This is a genomic window from Methylacidiphilum kamchatkense Kam1 (assembly GCF_007475525.1).
Classification (GTDB): domain Bacteria; phylum Verrucomicrobiota; class Verrucomicrobiia; order Methylacidiphilales; family Methylacidiphilaceae; genus Methylacidiphilum; species Methylacidiphilum kamchatkense.
In genome coordinates this window covers 795,140-812,639 of the sequence record NZ_CP037899.1, presented here as the reverse complement: position 1 = coordinate 812,639, position 17,500 = coordinate 795,140, and the positions used below count along the sequence as shown (strand labels likewise).

The following is a 17,500-nucleotide window of genomic DNA, read 5'->3' as shown; positions in this document are numbered from 1 at the left end:
AAAGAATATCAATATAGTAAACTATAAGAAAAATTAAACCAACAGTGTACCTTCATTTTGAAATCCTAAATGCTCATCCTAAAACGCAATGTTTGTCTCCTACGCTAAATTTTTTAGTCCAAGTGCATTATCTTGGAAAAGAACGTCTTGATTCAGCTCTTTTGCAAGTACGAGTTATGATAGATCCGAAAATCAAAGATTACAGTTTGTCGGAACTAAAAAGGATAGAGCGTCGTTTTGGTCCACCCGAATCGATCAATAATATTGTGTGGTGTGAAAAGATGCTGCTTTTAAATCGGACCGATTCGATCCAGACTATAGATCTACCGATTGAGATTAGAGATGATCATGAATCGGCTATATGGTATTATTTTTCCTCGCTTGAAGGAGGAGAAATCTTTTTAAAATTTTTTTTCAATGGAATTTGTTATCTTTTAACTGAAGACAAAATATCAGTCCGATCTATTCCTTGGAGCTCTGAATGCAGCTATCTGATGCCCTACGAAATCTGGAAAGAAACAATTTTTAGATACTATCCAGATTCCCTTTGGATCCGATTGGATCATAGCCTTTATAAAAGACTTCAGGATTATCAATTATCCCATGGACTTCCTTCGCCGCAAACGGCCTTAGAAAGGCTATTAGATAAAGAACAAACTGAAACAAGGAGAATAGTTTGACAATAGAACAAGCCCGTCTTTTATCTCAAACTCTTCTCTACGAAGGCTACATTCTATGGCCTTATCGAGCCAATGCTTTAAAAAACAACCCGGCAACCCGCTTTCAGTTTGGGGTTCTGATGCCACAACTCTCTGATCCTCAATTCCAACAGGAACCATATTCTGCCTCCGCTCACATCCTTATTGAAGCCCCACAGTCTTCAACATTGACTCTATATCTTCGATTCCTTCAACTTCAAAGTAGAACAGTAGAAAAAAAACAAGAGGATCAATTTGTTTCTGTTGATCAACTTCAAGAAGGCAAAAAATTATTGATTCCTTGGGATGAAGCGATTGAACACGAATATTGCTTCTGCTTCCCTCTAAACGGTTTTTCCAGGGGTGGGGAACAACTACCCATGGAAATACCAGCAAAAAAAGTTTACGAAGAATTTTCTTCTGGCAGAATTATGAGATCCTCAGAAACCTTACAAGGACTGGTCCAGCTTTTTTCAAGGCAAATCGACCAGTATTGTCTTCTGAAAATCCAATGGCACAACCTTAAAGTCCTCAATTCTTCTTTGGCTTCAAAAAGAGAGATCCTCCTCAAACACGCTTTTCTTTCCGTAAACATTCTTTGCCAGCTTTCTACCGGGAAATTCATTTCATTAGCTAATCCTCCTGCTGCTCTTCACAATCAAGTCCAAGCTCTTAAAAACCAAGGACTATGGCCAATTCTTCTAACTGATCAACTCCTACTGGTTTCTCCCATTATTATTGAAGATTATCCTAAGCTTGCTCCTGAAAGCCATGGCCAGGACTTTGATGCCACAGAAATCGAAGAACTTCTTGCACTAAGCACACTATGCCTAACTCCCGAAGAAAAACAATGGGCAAAAGCTACCGATCCAAAGGCTAATGAATTAATTGAGCGATGGTCGGATTTTAATATTCGTTCTCTGACAGAGCTCCATGGAACTATTCGAAAAATGGAAGAGGTTTCAGAAGACTACATCGAATCGCTGTGTATTGAGAACAAACTGGTCAAAACTGGCAGCCTGGTCAAACTTCAACCTCAAGGCAGGGCGGATGCATGCGATCTTTTTTACAACCAAAAAATAGCACGAGTGGAAGAAATTCGAAAGGATGTCGAAGGAAACTATTTCATCGGGGTGACTTTAGTAGAGGATCCTGGAGCAGAAGTATTCCGATGGTATGGCCGATTTCTTTATTTTAAGCCTAACGAAATCCTGCCTTTATGAAAGGATTAATAGGAGGAGTCGGGAATATTTTTTTTGGAGACGATGGATTTGGAGTAGAAGTGATCCGGTCATTAAAAAAAATCTACTATCATCCATCGGAGTCCCTCTCTATCATAGATTTTGGCATTCGGACAGTTGACCTGGCATTTGAACTGACCAATGGTTACGATTGGTCCGTCATTATTGATGCCGTCTATTTAGGCAATCTTCCAGGCCAAATCTATCTGCTCCACCCCGAAGATTGTTCTTCCAACTCATCTTTTCATCCTCATCAAATGGATATTCCTTCGGTGTTAAGATTTGCTGGCCAATTTGGATCCATTCCCCAACAGACCTATCTGATTGGATGCGAACCAGAAACAATTGAAGAAAAGATCGGTCTTTCTGCTTGTGTTCAACAAGCTGTTAGTCAAACAGCAAATGTTTTAAGCAAGGCTATTGAGAGTTTGTTGGTTGATCAATCTTGCATTCCAACAAAAGATTTTTGGGCTAAATTTTTTTCTCAAGAAGATAATTTTTACATCGAAAAGAATTCATCCTTCACCTAACTAGTAGTTCGGTGGACTTCCATTACTTTTTACTTTTTCCACTGAGTCGCTGCAAAAGTGGGTGAATGATAAGCTTCAACAACTTTCCCTTTTGGTAAATACATATGCACTCCACAAGGCAGACAAGGATCGAAGCTTCGGACAGTTCGCATAATATCTATTCCCTTGAAATGCTCTTCACTATTCTCCTCAAAAATCGGTGTATTCTGAACTGCATCTTCATAAGGACCAGGTGTCCCATAGATATCCCGGGGATTGGCATTCCAAGGAGTTGGCGGCCAAGGTTGATAGTTGGCAATCTTCCCATTTTCTATAATCATATGATGAGAAAGGACCCCCCGAACCGCTTCAGTAAATCCGCAACTGATTGCTTCCTTTGGCACTTCAAAAGGTGTCCACGTTTTTGTATGCCCTTTTCGAACCTCTTCTAAGGCTTTTTCAACGAAATATAGCCCTAAACCCGCTGCATAGGCTTGGAAATAACTTCGAGCTCGGTCCCTTTCAATCGTGTTAGACCATTGAGGAACTTTCCATTCTAGACTCAGTGGTCCCCGCGCAGCTGTTTTGGGTAAATGGATCTTCACCGAATTACCTGTAGCTTCGACATAAGGAGTCTTTACTAAACCGGCCAGAGCAGTAACCCAAAGACGAGCCAATGGACCTCCTCCCGTATCTAAAGCTAAATAGTTGTGCTTGTCAAACCATCGAGGAGACATTACCCAACTATATTTGCCTTTAAAATCCCTTTTTTGAGGTTTAGGCAAAGTGTCCACATTCCAAGGATGCCTTGGGTCAACAGGATTCCCTAAAGGATCTCGTGTTACCCTATAATGTCCATTGCTTTCCACCCAGTCGTCATAATAGGAACTCCCCAGCAATATTCGGATTCCCAAGTTAATTTCTACCAAATCTGTAGTCAAAAGCTTCCCATCTACCACAATTCCTGGAGTTACGAAAGATTTTCTGGCCCAATCAGTCATCGTTTCATACCGAAAATCACAAAACTCAGGATCTGGCAGCGAACTCCAACACCCAAGTAAGATTCGCCTTTTACCTACTTCTTCATAACCAGGGAGAGCTTGATAAAAAAAGTTAAATACATCGTCATGCATGGGTACAGCTTTCTTCACCCAGTCTATGTATTTCATCAATCTTGTTAAATAATCAGTAAAAAGCTGTACCGAGGGAACAGTTCCAACCCCACCAGCATACAAAGTAGAAGGATGAACATGCCTTCCCTCCATTAAACAGAACATTTCTCTAGTGACACGGCTCATCAATAAAGCCTCGCGATAAAACTCTCCTTCAATGGGATTGAAAGCTCGCATAATGTCAGCAATCGTCTTATACCCATGAATATGACCATTGGGGGCTTCTGTCCGCGTGGCTTTTTCCCATACTCCAGGATTGGTTTCCTTGACCATTTTTTCGCAAAAATCCACAGCCACTAGATTCTCTTGAAAAATACAATGATCAAACATATACTCAGCTGCTTCGCCCAAGTTACAGATCCATTCTCCAAGATGCGGTGGTCTGACTTTGAAAGCCATGTTTTGATTGTAAACTGAACAAGCAGCATGATTGTCGCCACAAATCCCACAAATACGACTAGTGATAAAGTGGGCATCTCGAGGATCTTTCCCCTTCATAAAGATGCTGTAGCCACGAAATATCGAAGAGGTACTAAAACACTCCACTACTTTCCTTTGAGAAAAATCTATTTTCGTATAAATTCCTAAGCTACCCACAATCCGGGTAATAGGATCCCAAGACATTTCCACAATCCGGGAATTTCCTTTGGAAGAGACTTCTGCTTCAAACTCTGTAGTTTTTGTATCAGCCATATCATGCTCCTTGTTGCCAATGAGGCTTATAACCAGTCGTCAGTTCTTGGCGATTGTGTCTCCACTTTGGTTCTTTTTCAACGGTGTGTTCCGTTATCGAACGAAGCTTCCGAATAAGCTTTCCATAATTTCCACTTATCATTGAAGAGACCATTCCCCCAGGAGGCTCATCCATAAAAGGCATAAATTTATCTGGGAACCCGGGCATGGTGCATCCAATGCAAATCCCTCCGACATTAGGACATCCTCCAATACCCCCTATCCATCCTCTCTTTGGTACATTGCACTTTACCACCGGCCCCCAACAACCAACCTTTACTAGACATTCCTTTTCCCCATACTCGTTAACAAATTGTCCTTGCTCATAATACCCTCCCCGATCACAGCCTTCATGAACGGTTTGTTCAAAAAGCCAACTAGGTCGCAGGTTTTCATCAAGAGGGATCATTGGTGCTTTCCCAGCAGCTTGATAAAGGAGATAAAGAAAAGTTTCAGAAAGATTATCGGGCTGGATAGGACAGCCGGGGACACAAACAATAGGAATTCCTGCCTTCGATTTCCACTCCCATCCTAGATAGTCTGGAAGACCCATCGCCCCTGTCGGATTGCCAGCCATCGCATGAACTCCACCATAGGTCGCACAGGTTCCCGCAGCAACAACCGCCCATGCCTTAGGAGCCAACCGATCAATCCATTGGCTGGTCGTCATGGGTTGACCGGTGGAAGGATCATTTCCAAATCCAGCCCAGTATCCCTCAGCCTTTATTTTTTCGTTCGGAATGGAACCCTCAACCACTAAAATAAAGGGGTCAACTTCCCCACGGTCCGCTTTAAAAAACCATTCGATAAAATCATCGCCCGTGTGATAATCTATAAGCGGCCAATGAAACTGTACTTTAGGAAGAGCCGGGAATACCCCAAGCACTAAGTCTTCTATGGAAGGCTGGCTAGCAGCAGTCAAGGCAACAGAGTCTCCGTCACAAGAAAGTCCAGCATTGATCCATAATATATGAACCTCAAGCTCCTTTGATTGAACAGACTGTTCAGTATTGTTCATTTCTTTTTTTTCTCCTGTTCGTTCGGCTTGGGTTTCTATATGCCCCGTGTAGCCGAACTTTTCTTTTTTTCTCCTGCTTCACATTTGTCGTATTCTTAAATATCTAACAAACCCAGGAAAAGACGGAATCACAATTGCAACGATCACCCACGCAAACAACACTAAAAAAGACAACGCCACAATTTCATCTTTGAATTTCTCCTTTTTTTGACGCACATACCGTTCACTTCCGTTTCTGATTTTATTCTTGAGGAGATTTTATGTCAATTGATATTTATTCTTTTGAAAAGCTTTGCCTTTCCCTGACAACCTAAATCAGTTCGCCTTACTTGACCTGCACAGGAATGCTATTTGTGCTATATGCCAAAAAAATTTTTTGCAGAAATTTTTGCAGAAAAAATCTTAGAATTTTTTTAAATGAAAGAAAAAAAAAGTACAATACCCGTTTTGGCTTTTATTTGTCTGAATAAATAGAATTACAATTATTTAAAATACAACCAAAAGGTTCTCAAAGACTACGGACAGAGAAGAAAGAGAACAAAAAAAGAGGCGTGTTGATATAGAGAGTGCTCACTTTTTGAGTCCATCTAAAAAAATAAACGGCATCGGAGCCGGAGGGATTCGAACCCTCGAAGGGATTTTGGTCCCTTAGCGGTTTAGCAAACCGCTGCCTTCAGCCACTCGGCCACAGCTCCAATTTTATCCATAAACTATATTTTAAGCTTTTAGACTAACAACAACTATCTTAAACTTTAAAAAAACTTCGAAAAAGAATGAAGCATTAAATACTCAAAAAATTTAACTTTAAAAGAAACAAGGAAGATGAAGCCTATGAAATACCTTTTATTAGAAAAGCTATCGTCGGCACCAGTCATTACGGATCCTTTTGAATACGTCATCGTCAAAGGTTTCGTTAATATCGAAACCAAAGAAACTTTGCTTGCAGATTTTCCGAAAATCCAAAAACCTGGTGTTTTCCCTCTCTCTGAGTTAAATTATGGTCCTGCCTTTGCTTCTTTTATAGAAGAACTGGAAAGCCCGCAACTGACTGAAATCATTCAGGAAAAATTTAGAATCAATCTTCAAAATAGACCCATTTTAACAACAGTAAGAGGTTGGTGTTCAAAAGACAGAGATGGCAATATCCATACTGATTCAGAATGGAAACTCGTTACGCTACTTATTTATTTGAATGAGGAATGGGAACCTCAAGGAGGGAGATTACGCCTGTTAAGAAGTAAAAATATCAATGATTTTGCAGCTGAAGTGCCTCCAGATTGGGGTTCACTGATTATCTTCAAAAGATCCGACAATTCTTATCATGGCCATTTGCCATTTGAAGGAGAAAGAAGAGTGGTTATGCTCAATTGGGTAACAGATCAAGAGAAATTGAAAAAGGAATTGGAAAGACACAATTTTTCCAGTTTATTTAAAAAACTAGTGCCTTTTACGATTAAACGTTAAAGTCTTTTTTGTTTAATAGTATTTTTGAATTGCGCAAGCAAGAGCTATTTGTTCTTTGTTCTTGCTTTTCAATAAGTTAATGTCAAAATTATTCGACCTTTCCAACTATGCGCAATTCCATTTGCATCCTTGCCGTTTTTTTCTTTTTTTTGGGTGCTCTGGTATTCGAACTCCTCCCGAAGAACAAAAACTTTTTGTAAAAGAACCTTCCATTTCCAATCATGGGAGAAAAACTCTTTACGATCATGTAGTTGATATAGATCCTGGACGTATAAAAAGTAAAACAAGTACCTTATTTTACGAACTTCCTCCCAAAACAATTGCTGTTCTACCTTTTGTCGACAAAGATAGTGGGAATTTTTATCTAGACAAAGTTGCCGTGACTAATCGAAATCCTCAATGGAAAGAACAATATCGGTGGACAAGAGCGCAAAGAGTTAGAAAATTAATCTACGGAAACCTAGCTCAAAGAGAATATTATCCCATTAAGTTAGAAAAGATCGATACGGTATTAAAAGAACATGGAATCAAAAATAGCACCGATCTTTCTAAGATATCTCCTGAAGTTTTAGGCTCATGGCTTAAGGTAGATGCAGTGATATACGGGATAGTCAAAAATTATGAAAGTTATTATGCGGGAATTATTTGTGGTTACAGTATTGCTACAGATGTCCAAATGCTCTCAACAAAAACAGGTGATCAGCTCTTTTATTCTTCCGCCTCCAGAAACCAATTAGGATTCGATTTTGGATTGAATCCAACAGACTTAGCTCTAAATATGATTGCCAATGGGACCTATTTAAGAGATGTGGTCTTGAGGCGAGCAGAAGAAGATATTTCAAGAGAAATTGTTTTCAGAATTCCAACTAGAAGGCCATTGCCCTATTTTCCTCAAACAGAAAAAACAAAGCTTTCTGAAAATCAAACTAAAGCAAAAAAAAAGAAAAAAGAATCTCTTGGCCATTCTTCAAATTCCAACAGTCAATTGTTAGCTAATAAAAAAAGTGAGCAGCCTCCTATTATGAGACATTCTTTTGGAAATATTCCACAGAATGATGCGATAACAATGGATCATCCTACCTTTTCTGCCCATCTATTCAGAAAAGAAAAAGAAACAAAAAATGAAACAAAAGAACAGATTAAAAAAGCTGATTTTGCCCTTGCCCCAATAGAAGAAGCAAGGATGGACCACCATAACAAAAAGGAACTAGCCTTGCCATCAAACCTTCTCAGTTCCGTCCCTCAACAAAGTTTCTTTCTGCCAGAAATTGCTGAAAAACAACATGGAAAAAAAACCATGTTTGATCGGTTAATTGAAATGGACATTCAAAAACCTGAGGTAATTGTTCATCCCAGCTATTCCAGTAAAACGTGCGGTACCATTGCTATCCTTCCTTTTTCAGATCAAGCAACCGGAGGCAACTTACTTATAAATCGCATACCACTTTTCCCCAAAACAAAGGAACAAAAGGAAAATTGGAGATGGATAGTAGGAAATAGAATACGCAAAGCAATTGCATGCTATCTTGCACAAAGGGATTTTGACATTCTTAATATTGGCGAAACAGACACAATTTTAAAATCTCATGGTCTATCTACTATGAAGGATCTACTTAGAGTTCCTGCAAAAACTTTAGGCAGATGGCTTTCAGTAGACAGTCTAATTTATGGGGAAGTCACGAACTATGAAGGATTCTATTCCATCGTATGGGCGGCATGGCGGGTTGGGGCGAAACTTAATCTTGTATCTACCCATTCTGGGATCACACTTTTTACTACACAAGCCACAAGAACCTCTAATCGTTTCATTCCAGCCATTACTCCTATTGATCTGGCTATAGCAGGGGTAACTACCATGACCACTATGATGCGCGATTACAAATTACGACAGGCTGAAGAAGAATTATCACGGGAATTGGTTTTGAGTTTCCCAAAGGAAGATAATATTTCTGAAGAAAAAGAGCCACGAAAGGTTCCAATAAATAAAGCCCATAAAATTTCATTTCTAGAAAATTCCTCAAGCAAAAGAAAAAATCCTTTTTTAGCATTAAAAGATAACAAAATCTGATCCTAGTCAATGGCTCGTTTGATAGTATAGTAAGCAATTACTTACTTATGAAATTAACAAAAAAAATGCCATTGTTCATTATTCTCATGGCTTCCATTCTTTTAGAAGGGATATTATTCATTTTTTGGAAATATTTCTTAGAGAGAGGTTGTTATCAAAAAACCAGAGATGCGTATGTAGCAGCCCATGTTGTTCGAATTGCCACGAAGGTTTCTGGTTACATTGAAACACTCCTTGTTCAGGATAATTGGGAGGTAAAAAAGGGAGAACTTTTAGCAAAAATTGATAGTAGAGATTACATGTCCAGAGTAGCTGTGGCCGATGCCATTAGAAAACTTGCTCAAACTGAATGGTTAAGAATCCGCCAACTAAGCGTGATCAATGCTTTAAGTGCCTTCAATTATGATCTAGCCTTAGCCACTAACGTAATTACTCGTTCTATCTTGCGCCTAGAGAGCCTTTCTCTTGGTTATACCAATATCTATAGCCCAGTAGAAGGAAAAATCACAGCCCGAGGTATTGAAGAAGGAGACTACGTAAGTGAGGGCCAGTATCTTTTGTCCATTATTTCTGGAAACCACTACTGGATTATTGGTAATTTTAAGGAGAACCAATTAGAGAATATTCATCAAGGGCAACAGGCTAAAGTCAGAATCGATGCCTATCCTAAGAAATGGTTCAGAGCACATGTTGATAGTGTGCAAAGAGGGACCAAAGGAGCCTTTAGCCCTTATCCCTTGGAAGATCTTTCCCTTAATTATGTGAAAACTACACAACGAATCCCAGTCAAAATCCTTTTCGATGAGAACCAAAAATTCGATGCTTCTAATATTGGCCCTTGGATGACCGCAACAGTAGAGGTAAAAACAAAGGACTGCAAAGCCGTTTATATATTAAGTGGAATATATTCTTTTCTAACTCTTGTTGCTTTTGTCATCCTTGTTAAGATTTTTAGAAAGAATATTTTTAAAAACTCACAACCAACCACTACTTTTTAAACAGAGACACAGTAATTCCAGCAATTACAAGAATACCAATAAAAGTATAAATCCACACCAATGTTCCTTCTTTTGTAACATTAGCTACAACTGGGCTTCCAGCCACTTTCCCAACCTTTTTCTTTCTAAGAAATCCATCGTAATTTCTTTGAAGTAAATAGGTTTCGGCTTGGCGCATTGTATCCAATATTACTCCCACAACAATAAGCAAACTTGTACCTCCAAAAAATTGTGCTGTGATCGCAGGGATGCCCAGAAGATTTTGAACTACCATAGGTAAGACAGCTAAAATAGATAAAAAAATAGCTCCCGCTAAGGTCAATCTTGTCATCGAGTAGTCAAGGAACTCAGCGGTTGGTGCTCCCGGTCTAATTCCAGGAATAAAGCCACCATGTTTTTTTAAATCATCAGCAATTTGCACAGGATTGAATTGGGTAGCCACCCAAAAATAAGAAAAGAAGAAAATCAAAACCACTGAAAGGGCATAATAGAGACCTCCAGCAGATAAAGAATTAGCAATCCTGGCAGCAACAGCAGAATTGGGGACTACAAATCCTATTATAGTCGATGGGAATAACAGAATAGCCTGAGCAAAAATGATCGGCATCACCCCTGCATAATTCACTTTCAGAGGCAAAAAAGAAGTCTGGCCACCATAGACCCGATTCCCCCGTACCTGCTTAGCATAATGAATAGTGATTTTTCGCATAGCCTGAGTCATTGCCACTGTTGCAGCAATGACACCAAACAAAAAGAGGAGAAGCAGTGCGATTAAAAAGGGACTTGATGCGGTAATGCTTGAGGGGGATACTAGTTTTGACCATCCTTGAACAAGTCCCGCAGGCAATCTGGCTAGAATCCCTATGGTGATAATCAAAGAAACCCCATTACCAATTCCTTTGTCGGATATTTGTTCCCCCAACCACATGAGCAATAATGTCCCTGTGGTCAAACTGATCATAGTGATAAATCTAAAGCTCCACCCTGGTTCAGGAACCAGCGGACTTCCCAGTTTTTCTATTATCCCGTGTATTCCATGAAGCAAAGGGATACTTTCAGGATTTTCAAAACCTATGGCAAGTAAATATCCTTGGAAAAGACATAATAGAACGGTTAAAAGCCTGGAATATTGGGTTAATTTCTGCCTACCCCTTCTTCTCTTGCCAGCTTGCCAAGAGTCGGAACAACTGTAGTCAACAGTTGCATCATAATGCTTGCACTTATATAAGGCATGACGCTTAAGGAAAAAATGGCGCAATTTTCAAGTGCTCCCCCACTAAAAAGATTCAGCATCCCCACAACCGACCCCTGAGCTTGTTGGTCAACAACGGTCCGGAAAAATTCTCCTAGGACATTAGGATTGACTCCTGGACAAGGTATAGCTGAACCAAGCCTTATAATTATGATAACTCCCAAAGTAAATAGGATTCTAGATCTTAGTTCAGGTATTTTAAAAATATTGACAAAGGCGTTCAGCATGGACTCTTTTTCTTTTCATCAATAGAATTTTAAAGAATTTTACAATTCCACAGTTTTTTATTCATTTTATCCCGAGAACATTCTAGACAATTCCTCCGGATTATAGATAATAATGGAATAAAAACCTATTGAATCAATTCAATCTTACCGCCTACTTTTTCGATTTTTTCTTTTGCAGAAGTACTCACGGCATGGACTTTAAAAACATAGGCTCTACTAATTTCTCCTTTTCCTAATATCTTTATCCCGTCAACTCTGCCTTTGACTAATCCCAATTTCCTTAACAAGTTTTCGTCTATTATCTCCTCGGTAATTCCCTCGATGGAGCTAAGATTAACAGGTGCATACTGAATATGAAACCGCTTATTATTAAATCCTCTTTTGGGGATTCTTCGGATAAGTGGCATTTGACCGCCTTCAAAACCTATTCGTATCGATCCCCCAGAACGCGCTTTCTGGCCTTTATGCCCTTTGCCACTAGTTTTGCCATGACCTGAACTTTCGCCGCAGCCAACCCTTTTTTTTCTCTTTTTGGCTCCTATTGCAGGCTTGATATCATTAAGCATCATAACTCGTTCCTTATAAAATCATTCTCATTGTCAGCTTACATTGTTATTTTTTAGAGGAAAGATTTATTTCTTTTCCCCTTCTCTGAAAAACTTCGTCTCGAGATTTCAATTGAGCTAATGCTTTACAAGTAGCTTTAGCCACATTGTAGGGATTCTTAGAACCTAACGATTTCGTTAAAACATCCTTGATACCTGCTGCTTCCAATATAGAACGAACCGTAACCCCAGCAATAATCCCAGTGCCTGGAGAAGCAGGCTTTAACAACACTTTGCCTCCACTAAATTCCCCTATCACCTCATGTGGGATGGTATCACCGTTTCTCATTATTTGTTTCATATTTTTCCGTGCATTTTCTGTGGCCTTCTTGACAGCATCAGTTACTTCATTTGCCTTTCCAAAGCCTAGTCCAATCTGTCCAGCCCTATCTCCAACAACTACTAAAGCCCCAAAACTATACCGTCTACCCCCCTTTACTACCTTTGCACACCGGTTCACATAGATGACTCTATCCATCAACTCTTCATGGAAAGACTCATCCTGTTTAAGATCCTTCTTTTCAAAATGACGCCGAATCCTTTTTTTAGATCCTTTAGGCTCTAAAGCCCCTTCCTCTTCTTTAGGAATATAGGAAGACTTTTCCTCTAAAATTGCAGGTGAGATGGTATTTTCTTTTGAATTCATTCTTTTAAAACTCCAATCCTTTTTCTCTTGCAGAATCTGCTAAGGCTTTGACTTTCCCATGATATAAGAATCCCCCACGATCAAAAACCACTTTACTTATTTTCTTTTCTTGCGCTCGTACAGCAATGGCTTCCCCCAATTTTACTGCCCCATTGATATTTGGTTTTAGTTCGGAAAATGCTTTTTCTCTAGTCGATGCACTAACAAGCGTTTTCCCTTCTTCATCATTTATTAGTTGGACATAGATATGCTTATTAGAAAAATGAACACTCAGCCGTGGTCTTTGCAATGTACCAAAAACTTTTTTTCTTATTCTCTGATGACGAATCTTTCTTGCTTCCAACCTATTTTTTTTCATAGCCAATTTCTAGTACTATTTTTGAGCTGTCTTCCCAGCTTTTCTTCGGATTTGTTCACCAGCATATCTTATTCCTTTTCCCTTGTAGGGCTCCGGAGGATAAAACCCTCGAATATCCGCTGCCACCGCCCCTACTAAACATTTATCAATCCCTTCTACCGTCAACTTTGTATTATCTTGAACTTTTACCGTTACACCTTCAGGTATTTCATAAACAACTGGATGAGAAAAGCCTAATTGCATCACTAACTTTCTTCCTTCAACCGCAGCTTTAAAGCCAATACCGTTTATTTCCAATTTTTTTTGAAAACCCTCCTGAACCCCTACAAGGGCATTATATAGTAGGGACCTATGCAATCCATGCATCGCCTTCGCCTCGCGACTTTCTGATGTATTTTCCACCACTAAAGTATTATCACGCTTATGAACTTTCAAAAAGTCGGGTAATGGATGAGAAAGCTTCCCCTTTTTCCCTTCAAAAGTTACAACATTCTTATCGATGGTCACTTGTAACCCCGCCGGCAATTTGATAGGCATCTTTCCAATTCTTGACATTTTTCAACCCCCCTTAATAAATCGATAACAAAAGTTCTCCCCCCATTCGCATTTTCTTTGCTTTATGACCCGCCATTATTCCTTTCGATGTAGAAAGGATGCAAATTCCTAAGCCCCTTAATATATTGGGAATTTCTTTAAATCCAACATATTGCCGTAATCCAGGCTTACTTATTCTTTTGATTTTGGTTATAAGAGCCGGATCTTTGATAGTTATCTTCAACACAAATATATTTTTACCAATTGCTATTTTTTCAGATTTTTCTAAATAACCCTCATCCAGCATGACTTTAGCGATCTGCTCTTTAATCCGAGAATAAGGAACAGTTAATTCTTTTTTCTTCGCATATGCAGCATTTTGCAATGCAGAACAGAAATCAGCAATAGGATCCGTTGTCATATTTCCTTTCCCTGTTTACCAACTAGCTTTAATTACCCCAGGAATTTCTCCCCATGACGCTAATTCTCTAAATTGAATCCTGCTAAGCCCAAATTTCCTCATATAAGCTCTCCGCCTCCCGGAGATTTTGCATCGGTTATACTTTCTTGTACTAAATTTTGGTTTTCTCTTTTGCTTTGCTATCCACGCTTTGGTAGCCATATTGCCTCCCCTTATTACTATTAGTCTTCTTTAAGCAGATAAAGCAGATAAAACAAGTGGTTTATTCTTTTCTCCAATGAACGGAAAACCCATCGCCGAAAGAAGATCGATTGCCTCTTTCTTTGTCTTCGCAGTGGTGACAATCGTCAGATCAAATCCTAGATTCCTCTTAATGTTTTCAATATCTACTTCAGGAAAAATTGTATGATCTTTTATACCTATTGTATAATTACCTTGAGAATCAAAGGAACGAGTAGGAAGACCTCTAAAATCCCTGACTCTGGGTAAAGCCGCCCAGACAAATCTTTCCAAAAACTCATACATTCTGGCTCCCCTCAATGTAACCATACAGCCAATCTCTTGACCTTTCCTTAACTTAAAATTGGAAATACTTTTTTTCGCTCTCGTCTTTACTGGCTTCTGTCCTGTTATTAATGCAAGCTCCTTGACTGCTTCCTCTAAGGCCACTTTTATATCCCCAGAGGAACCCACACAACAATTTATGGTGATTTTTACTATTTTTGGCACCTCATGGATGTTCTTATAGTTATTTAAAGAAAGCAGATGAGGAACCACTATTTCCTTATACGCTTTCCAAAAGGTGGGCATATTACTTTTCATTTTCTTTCGGTACTTCCTTTATATTAGCCAACATGCCATCATACCCTATTGCAAGGGTTATCTTTCATGCTTCGGTTGTTGAAGCGCTCTTCTTTTTTTTCTGTCTCTCTTCCCATCTTGAAAAAAGCATAACGTTTGAAATTGAAATGGGCGTTTCTTTTTCAATAATACCTCCTTGTGGATTGTCTTGGGTAGGTCGTAATGCTTTTTTCATCATCCTAATTCCTTCCACTATGACTTTACTTTTTTCCCTGAGAACCTGCAATACTTTCCCCTTTTTGCCACGTTCACTGCCCGATATAACGATGACCTCATCGCCTCGTTTTACAGGAAATTTTTTTAATGGAACAATGCACTTTTTTTGTCCCCTTTTCTTCATACTACCTCCGGCGCAAGGGAAAGAATTTTTATAAAATTCTTTTCGCGCAATTCTCGAGCTACAGGACCAAATATTCGAGTTCCTTTAGGATTAGATTCTTTATCGATGATGACGATAGCATTATTATCAAATTTAAGATACGAGCCATCGCTTCTCCTAATCGGGCTTTTAGTCCGCACCACCACCGCTCTCACAACCTCTCCCTTTTTTACCGATCCATTAGGAATGGCATCTTTCACCGAAGCAGTAATAATATCCCCTACTCTGGCAATCAATGTTTTTCTACCAATAACTCCAATCATGGTCGCTTTTTTTGCTCCTGTATTATCGGCGACCTCTAACCAACTACGTACCTGAAGCATTTCTACACCCCCTTCCCATTTACTACGATTTTAAAACCTCTACAACTTTCCATCTCTTCAAGCGACTCAGTGGGCGACACTCTTGAATCCGAACTTTATCTCCTTCTTTGGCAATACCCTCTTCGTCATGTGCATAAAACTTTTTTCTCACCAAAACAACCTTTTTATATAAAGGGTGGGACTTATGCCTAGAGACAAGGACTACAGCAGTTTTCGCCATTTTCGTCGACACCACCGTGCCTATCTTCTCCTTCGGTTTTCTTTTAGCTACAGCTTTCTCATTGGCAACAGCTTTGAGTTCCATGTTGTCTTCCATCTTAATCCCCCTTTTACTTGCCTTCTTCTGCGAACTTTTGCTTGGATATCGTCTTAATTCGTGCTATCATCTTTTTCAATTCCTTGATGCGTGATGGCTTTTCCAGCTGAGCCGTTGATTTTTGCATTCGCAACCGAAAAAGTTCTTCCCGGCATTCCTGTTCTTTAACTAAAAGCTCCTGCTTTCCTAGCGATCTTAATTCAGTGAGCAGATTTTTGCTTTTCATACTTTAATCAACCTCTCCCTTGTTATAAAACGGGTGTGAATAGGAAGCTTTGCTGCAGCAAGCCTCATAGCCTCCTTAGCCACTGATTCAGGTAGTCCATCCAATTCAAAAAGTACTCTACCCGGCAGGACAACAGCTACCCAAAATGCAGGTTGGCCTTTCCCTTTACCCATACGAGTTTCAGGGGGGCGCGCCGTTACAGATTTATCAGGAAAAATTCTAATCCATAACCTACCTTTCCTTTTTACATTGCGCATGATAGCAACACGAGCTGCTTCTATTTGGGTGTTGGTGATCCAGGCTCTCTCCAGAGCCTGCATTCCATAGGATCCAAAAGCCAATTCAGTTCCTCGCGTCGCATTCCCTTTTCGGCTGCCACGCTGACTTTTCCTATATTTTACTCTTCGAGGCAATAGAGGCATATATCAGTCTCCTGCTAAGCTATTAAACGACTACCGTCGCTATATCTTCCTTTCTACAAATCCATACTTTAACCCCAATTTTGCCAGCCACCGTCAGAGCTTCTGCAAACCCATAATCAATATCTGCTCTGAGAGAATGAAGTGGAACTTTGCCTTCATGATAACGCTCAGCCCTAGCAATCTCAGCGCCACCTAACCTTCCTGCACATCTTACTTTAATCCCCATGGCCCCAGCATCCATAGTCAGTTGTATCGCCCTTTTAATTGCCCTTCGATAAGCCACCCTTCTTTCAATCTGAAGGGCAATATTTTCAGCTACCAGCTGGGCTTCAAGTTCTGGATGTTTGACTTCTTTAACATCAATTAAGACTTCTCTTCCTTTTTCAACAATATCAGCAATTTCCTCTTTGATCTTATCGAGTTCAGCCGCTCTTCTCCCAATTACCAATCCTGGCCGAGCTGTATGAATATTGATCCGTACACGGTTTCCAGCTCTTTCTATAACGATCTTCGATACAGCAGCAGATTCTAACCGTTTTTTAATAAATTTCCTAATCTGATAGTCTTCCCAAATAAATCTAGGAAAAGTTTTTTTATCAGCGTACCAAATCGATCGCCATTGTCTATTGACTGGCAGCCTAAATAGAATTGGATTTACTTTTTGGCCCATAAAAATACCTTATTTTCTTCTTATTTTTCTTTTTCTTCCAAAATCACCTGAATATGACTCGTTCGCTTCCTTATAATCCCAGCACTCCCCGAGCCTTTGGTTGATACCTTCGAAAGGTTGGTCCTTCATCCACAAAGACCCCTTTGACATAAAGATCTTGGACCCTCAAATTGTGATTATTTTCCGCATTGGCAATTGCCGAACCAAGCGTTTTTCGTATAATCCGAGCCGCTTTCTTAGGATAGAATGCCAGCAGATTAAAAGCCTCTTTAGCATCCATCCCTTTTATGGAACGTGCAACATCTCTAGATTTAAACGCTGAAATCCTAGCCATTTTATATACCGCCCGAACTTCCATAT

Annotated in this window: 21 protein-coding genes, 1 tRNA gene and 2 pseudogenes; 6 read left to right on the top strand and 18 right to left on the bottom strand. The window is 39.6% G+C overall.

The features are described 5' to 3' along the window. The first annotated feature begins 44 nt into the window (after positions 1–44). From kam1_RS03860 to kam1_RS03850, 3 genes are read left to right on the top strand one after another with little or no spacing between them, the layout of a single operon-like run. Complete coding sequence (locus kam1_RS03860) at positions 45–680, top strand: DUF6084 family protein (protein ID WP_052250512.1); 636 nt, start codon at positions 45–47, stop codon at positions 678–680. Then, on the top strand, positions 677–1,921 hold the full coding sequence (locus tag kam1_RS03855; protein WP_039721823.1) for a hypothetical protein: 1,245 nt from the start codon (positions 677–679) through the stop codon (positions 1,919–1,921). Before kam1_RS03860 ends, kam1_RS03855 begins: the two co-directional genes overlap by 4 nt. Continuing rightward, positions 1,918–2,469 (top strand): hydrogenase maturation protease, encoded by a 552-nt coding sequence (locus tag kam1_RS03850; RefSeq protein ID WP_052250513.1) that lies wholly within the window; start codon positions 1,918–1,920, stop codon positions 2,467–2,469. Before kam1_RS03855 ends, kam1_RS03850 begins: the two co-directional genes overlap by 4 nt. A gap of 29 nt (positions 2,470–2,498) precedes the next feature. On the opposite strand, the gene kam1_RS03845 is transcribed toward kam1_RS03850, so the two are convergent. The 3 genes from kam1_RS03845 to kam1_RS03835 all read right to left on the bottom strand — a co-directional run bounded on the left by kam1_RS03845 (position 2,499) and on the right by kam1_RS03835 (position 6,065). Beyond that, entirely contained in the window at positions 2,499–4,313 is a 1,815-nt protein-coding gene (locus tag kam1_RS03845; protein ID WP_039721824.1) for a nickel-dependent hydrogenase large subunit, read from the bottom strand. A 1-nt stretch (position 4,314) separates the two neighbouring features. Continuing rightward, positions 4,315–5,370: an NADH-quinone oxidoreductase subunit B family protein gene (locus kam1_RS03840; protein ID WP_039721825.1), complete on the bottom strand. Its 1,056-nt coding sequence runs from the start codon at positions 5,368–5,370 to the stop codon at positions 4,315–4,317. Between the two features lie 606 nt (positions 5,371–5,976). Then, positions 5,977–6,065 (bottom strand) — tRNA-Ser (locus kam1_RS03835). Between the two features lie 136 nt (positions 6,066–6,201). Between kam1_RS03835 and kam1_RS03830 the strand changes: the two genes are divergently transcribed. From kam1_RS03830 to kam1_RS03820, 3 genes are all read left to right on the top strand, one after another. Beyond that, on the top strand, positions 6,202–6,834 hold the full coding sequence (locus tag kam1_RS03830) for a 2OG-Fe(II) oxygenase family protein (RefSeq protein ID WP_039721875.1): 633 nt from the start codon (positions 6,202–6,204) through the stop codon (positions 6,832–6,834). A 79-nt stretch (positions 6,835–6,913) separates the two neighbouring features. Continuing rightward, entirely contained in the window at positions 6,914–8,902 is a 1,989-nt protein-coding gene (locus kam1_RS03825) for a GNA1162 family protein (RefSeq protein WP_172616753.1), read from the top strand. Positions 8,903–8,967: 65 nt separating this feature from the next. Then, positions 8,968–9,900 (top strand): HlyD family secretion protein, encoded by a 933-nt coding sequence (locus kam1_RS03820; RefSeq protein WP_235277499.1) that lies wholly within the window; start codon positions 8,968–8,970, stop codon positions 9,898–9,900. Here kam1_RS03820 and secY read toward each other — a convergent pair. The 15 genes and pseudogenes from secY to rplV form a co-directional block, all read right to left on the bottom strand. Further along, positions 9,890–11,379, bottom strand: a pseudogene (gene secY / locus kam1_RS03815) (preprotein translocase subunit SecY). The gene kam1_RS03820 and the pseudogene secY overlap by 11 nt on opposite strands. A 125-nt stretch (positions 11,380–11,504) precedes the next feature. Then, on the bottom strand, positions 11,505–11,948 hold the full coding sequence (gene rplO / locus kam1_RS03810; protein WP_039721828.1) for a 50S ribosomal protein L15: 444 nt from the start codon (positions 11,946–11,948) through the stop codon (positions 11,505–11,507). Between the two features lie 43 nt (positions 11,949–11,991). Beyond that, positions 11,992–12,630 carry a 30S ribosomal protein S5 gene (gene rpsE, locus kam1_RS03805; protein WP_052250516.1) on the bottom strand — a complete coding sequence of 213 codons (639 nt, stop codon included), beginning with the start codon at positions 12,628–12,630 and terminating at the stop codon, positions 11,992–11,994. A gap of 4 nt (positions 12,631–12,634) precedes the next feature. Beyond that, positions 12,635–12,994 (bottom strand): 50S ribosomal protein L18, encoded by a 360-nt coding sequence (gene rplR / locus kam1_RS03800; protein WP_370657539.1) that lies wholly within the window; start codon positions 12,992–12,994, stop codon positions 12,635–12,637. 9 nt (positions 12,995–13,003) lie between these two features. Then, a complete protein-coding gene (rplF, locus tag kam1_RS03795; protein WP_039721830.1) occupies positions 13,004–13,543 on the bottom strand; it encodes a 50S ribosomal protein L6 in 540 nt (179 codons plus the stop codon). Between the two features lie 13 nt (positions 13,544–13,556). Then, positions 13,557–13,943, bottom strand: coding sequence for a 30S ribosomal protein S8 (rpsH, locus tag kam1_RS03790; RefSeq protein WP_039721831.1), 387 nt, complete (start codon positions 13,941–13,943; stop codon positions 13,557–13,559). Positions 13,944–13,958: 15 nt separating this feature from the next. Then, positions 13,959–14,144 carry a type Z 30S ribosomal protein S14 gene (locus kam1_RS03785; RefSeq protein WP_039721832.1) on the bottom strand — a complete coding sequence of 62 codons (186 nt, stop codon included), beginning with the start codon at positions 14,142–14,144 and terminating at the stop codon, positions 13,959–13,961. A 30-nt stretch (positions 14,145–14,174) separates the two neighbouring features. Then, positions 14,175–14,765, bottom strand: a complete 591-nt coding sequence (gene rplE / locus kam1_RS03780; protein WP_079254274.1) for a 50S ribosomal protein L5 — start codon at positions 14,763–14,765, stop codon at positions 14,175–14,177. A 64-nt stretch (positions 14,766–14,829) separates the two neighbouring features. Further along, the gene (gene rplX / locus kam1_RS03775; RefSeq protein WP_052250517.1) at positions 14,830–15,144 is read right to left on the bottom strand and encodes a 50S ribosomal protein L24; all 315 of its coding nucleotides are present in this window, start codon (positions 15,142–15,144) and stop codon (positions 14,830–14,832) included. Continuing rightward, positions 15,141–15,506: a 50S ribosomal protein L14 gene (gene rplN / locus kam1_RS03770; protein ID WP_039721833.1), complete on the bottom strand. Its 366-nt coding sequence runs from the start codon at positions 15,504–15,506 to the stop codon at positions 15,141–15,143. Before rplN ends, rplX begins: the two co-directional genes overlap by 4 nt. Before the next feature lie 22 nt (positions 15,507–15,528). Next, entirely contained in the window at positions 15,529–15,822 is a 294-nt protein-coding gene (rpsQ, locus tag kam1_RS03765; protein ID WP_079254275.1) for a 30S ribosomal protein S17, read from the bottom strand. Positions 15,823–15,835: 13 nt separating this feature from the next. Continuing rightward, entirely contained in the window at positions 15,836–16,048 is a 213-nt protein-coding gene (gene rpmC / locus kam1_RS03760) for a 50S ribosomal protein L29 (RefSeq protein WP_039721834.1), read from the bottom strand. Continuing rightward, positions 16,045–16,470 (bottom strand): 50S ribosomal protein L16, encoded by a 426-nt coding sequence (gene rplP / locus kam1_RS03755; protein WP_009061269.1) that lies wholly within the window; start codon positions 16,468–16,470, stop codon positions 16,045–16,047. The genes rpmC and rplP overlap by 4 nt, the downstream gene beginning before the upstream one ends. A gap of 22 nt (positions 16,471–16,492) precedes the next feature. After that, complete coding sequence (gene rpsC / locus kam1_RS03750; protein WP_039721835.1) at positions 16,493–17,140, bottom strand: 30S ribosomal protein S3; 648 nt, start codon at positions 17,138–17,140, stop codon at positions 16,493–16,495. 20 nt (positions 17,141–17,160) lie between these two features. Further along, a pseudogene (gene rplV, locus kam1_RS03745) lies at positions 17,161–17,498 on the bottom strand (50S ribosomal protein L22). Between the last annotated feature and the right edge of the window lie 2 nt (positions 17,499–17,500).

Bases quoted from the DNA above. Each gene is read 5' to 3' on its own strand.
- kam1_RS03850 (WP_052250513.1), top strand. From the start codon at position 1,918: ATGAAAGGATTAATAGGAGGAGTCGGGAATATTTTTTTTGGAGACGAT.
- kam1_RS03845 (WP_039721824.1), bottom strand. From the start codon at position 4,313: ATGGCTGATACAAAAACTACAGAGTTTGAAGCAGAAGTCTCTTCCAAA.
- kam1_RS03840 (WP_039721825.1), bottom strand. From the start codon at position 5,370: ATGAACAATACTGAACAGTCTGTTCAATCAAAGGAGCTTGAGGTTCAT.
- kam1_RS03830 (WP_039721875.1), top strand. From the start codon at position 6,202: ATGAAATACCTTTTATTAGAAAAGCTATCGTCGGCACCAGTCATTACG.
- kam1_RS03825 (WP_172616753.1), top strand. From the start codon at position 6,914: ATGTCAAAATTATTCGACCTTTCCAACTATGCGCAATTCCATTTGCAT.
- kam1_RS03820 (WP_235277499.1), top strand. From the start codon at position 8,968: ATGCCATTGTTCATTATTCTCATGGCTTCCATTCTTTTAGAAGGGATA.
- rplO (WP_039721828.1), bottom strand. From the start codon at position 11,948: ATGATGCTTAATGATATCAAGCCTGCAATAGGAGCCAAAAAGAGAAAA.
- rpsE (WP_052250516.1), bottom strand. From the start codon at position 12,630: ATGAATTCAAAAGAAAATACCATCTCACCTGCAATTTTAGAGGAAAAG.
- rplF (WP_039721830.1), bottom strand. From the start codon at position 13,543: ATGTCAAGAATTGGAAAGATGCCTATCAAATTGCCGGCGGGGTTACAA.
- rpsH (WP_039721831.1), bottom strand. From the start codon at position 13,943: ATGACAACGGATCCTATTGCTGATTTCTGTTCTGCATTGCAAAATGCT.
- kam1_RS03785 (WP_039721832.1), bottom strand. From the start codon at position 14,144: ATGGCTACCAAAGCGTGGATAGCAAAGCAAAAGAGAAAACCAAAATTT.
- rplE (WP_079254274.1), bottom strand. From the start codon at position 14,765: ATGAAAAGTAATATGCCCACCTTTTGGAAAGCGTATAAGGAAATAGTG.
- rplX (WP_052250517.1), bottom strand. From the start codon at position 15,144: ATGAAGAAAAGGGGACAAAAAAAGTGCATTGTTCCATTAAAAAAATTT.
- rplN (WP_039721833.1), bottom strand. From the start codon at position 15,506: ATGCTTCAGGTACGTAGTTGGTTAGAGGTCGCCGATAATACAGGAGCA.
- rpsQ (WP_079254275.1), bottom strand. From the start codon at position 15,822: ATGGAAGACAACATGGAACTCAAAGCTGTTGCCAATGAGAAAGCTGTA.
- rpmC (WP_039721834.1), bottom strand. From the start codon at position 16,048: ATGAAAAGCAAAAATCTGCTCACTGAATTAAGATCGCTAGGAAAGCAG.
- rplP (WP_009061269.1), bottom strand. From the start codon at position 16,470: ATGCCTCTATTGCCTCGAAGAGTAAAATATAGGAAAAGTCAGCGTGGC.
- rpsC (WP_039721835.1), bottom strand. From the start codon at position 17,140: ATGGGCCAAAAAGTAAATCCAATTCTATTTAGGCTGCCAGTCAATAGA.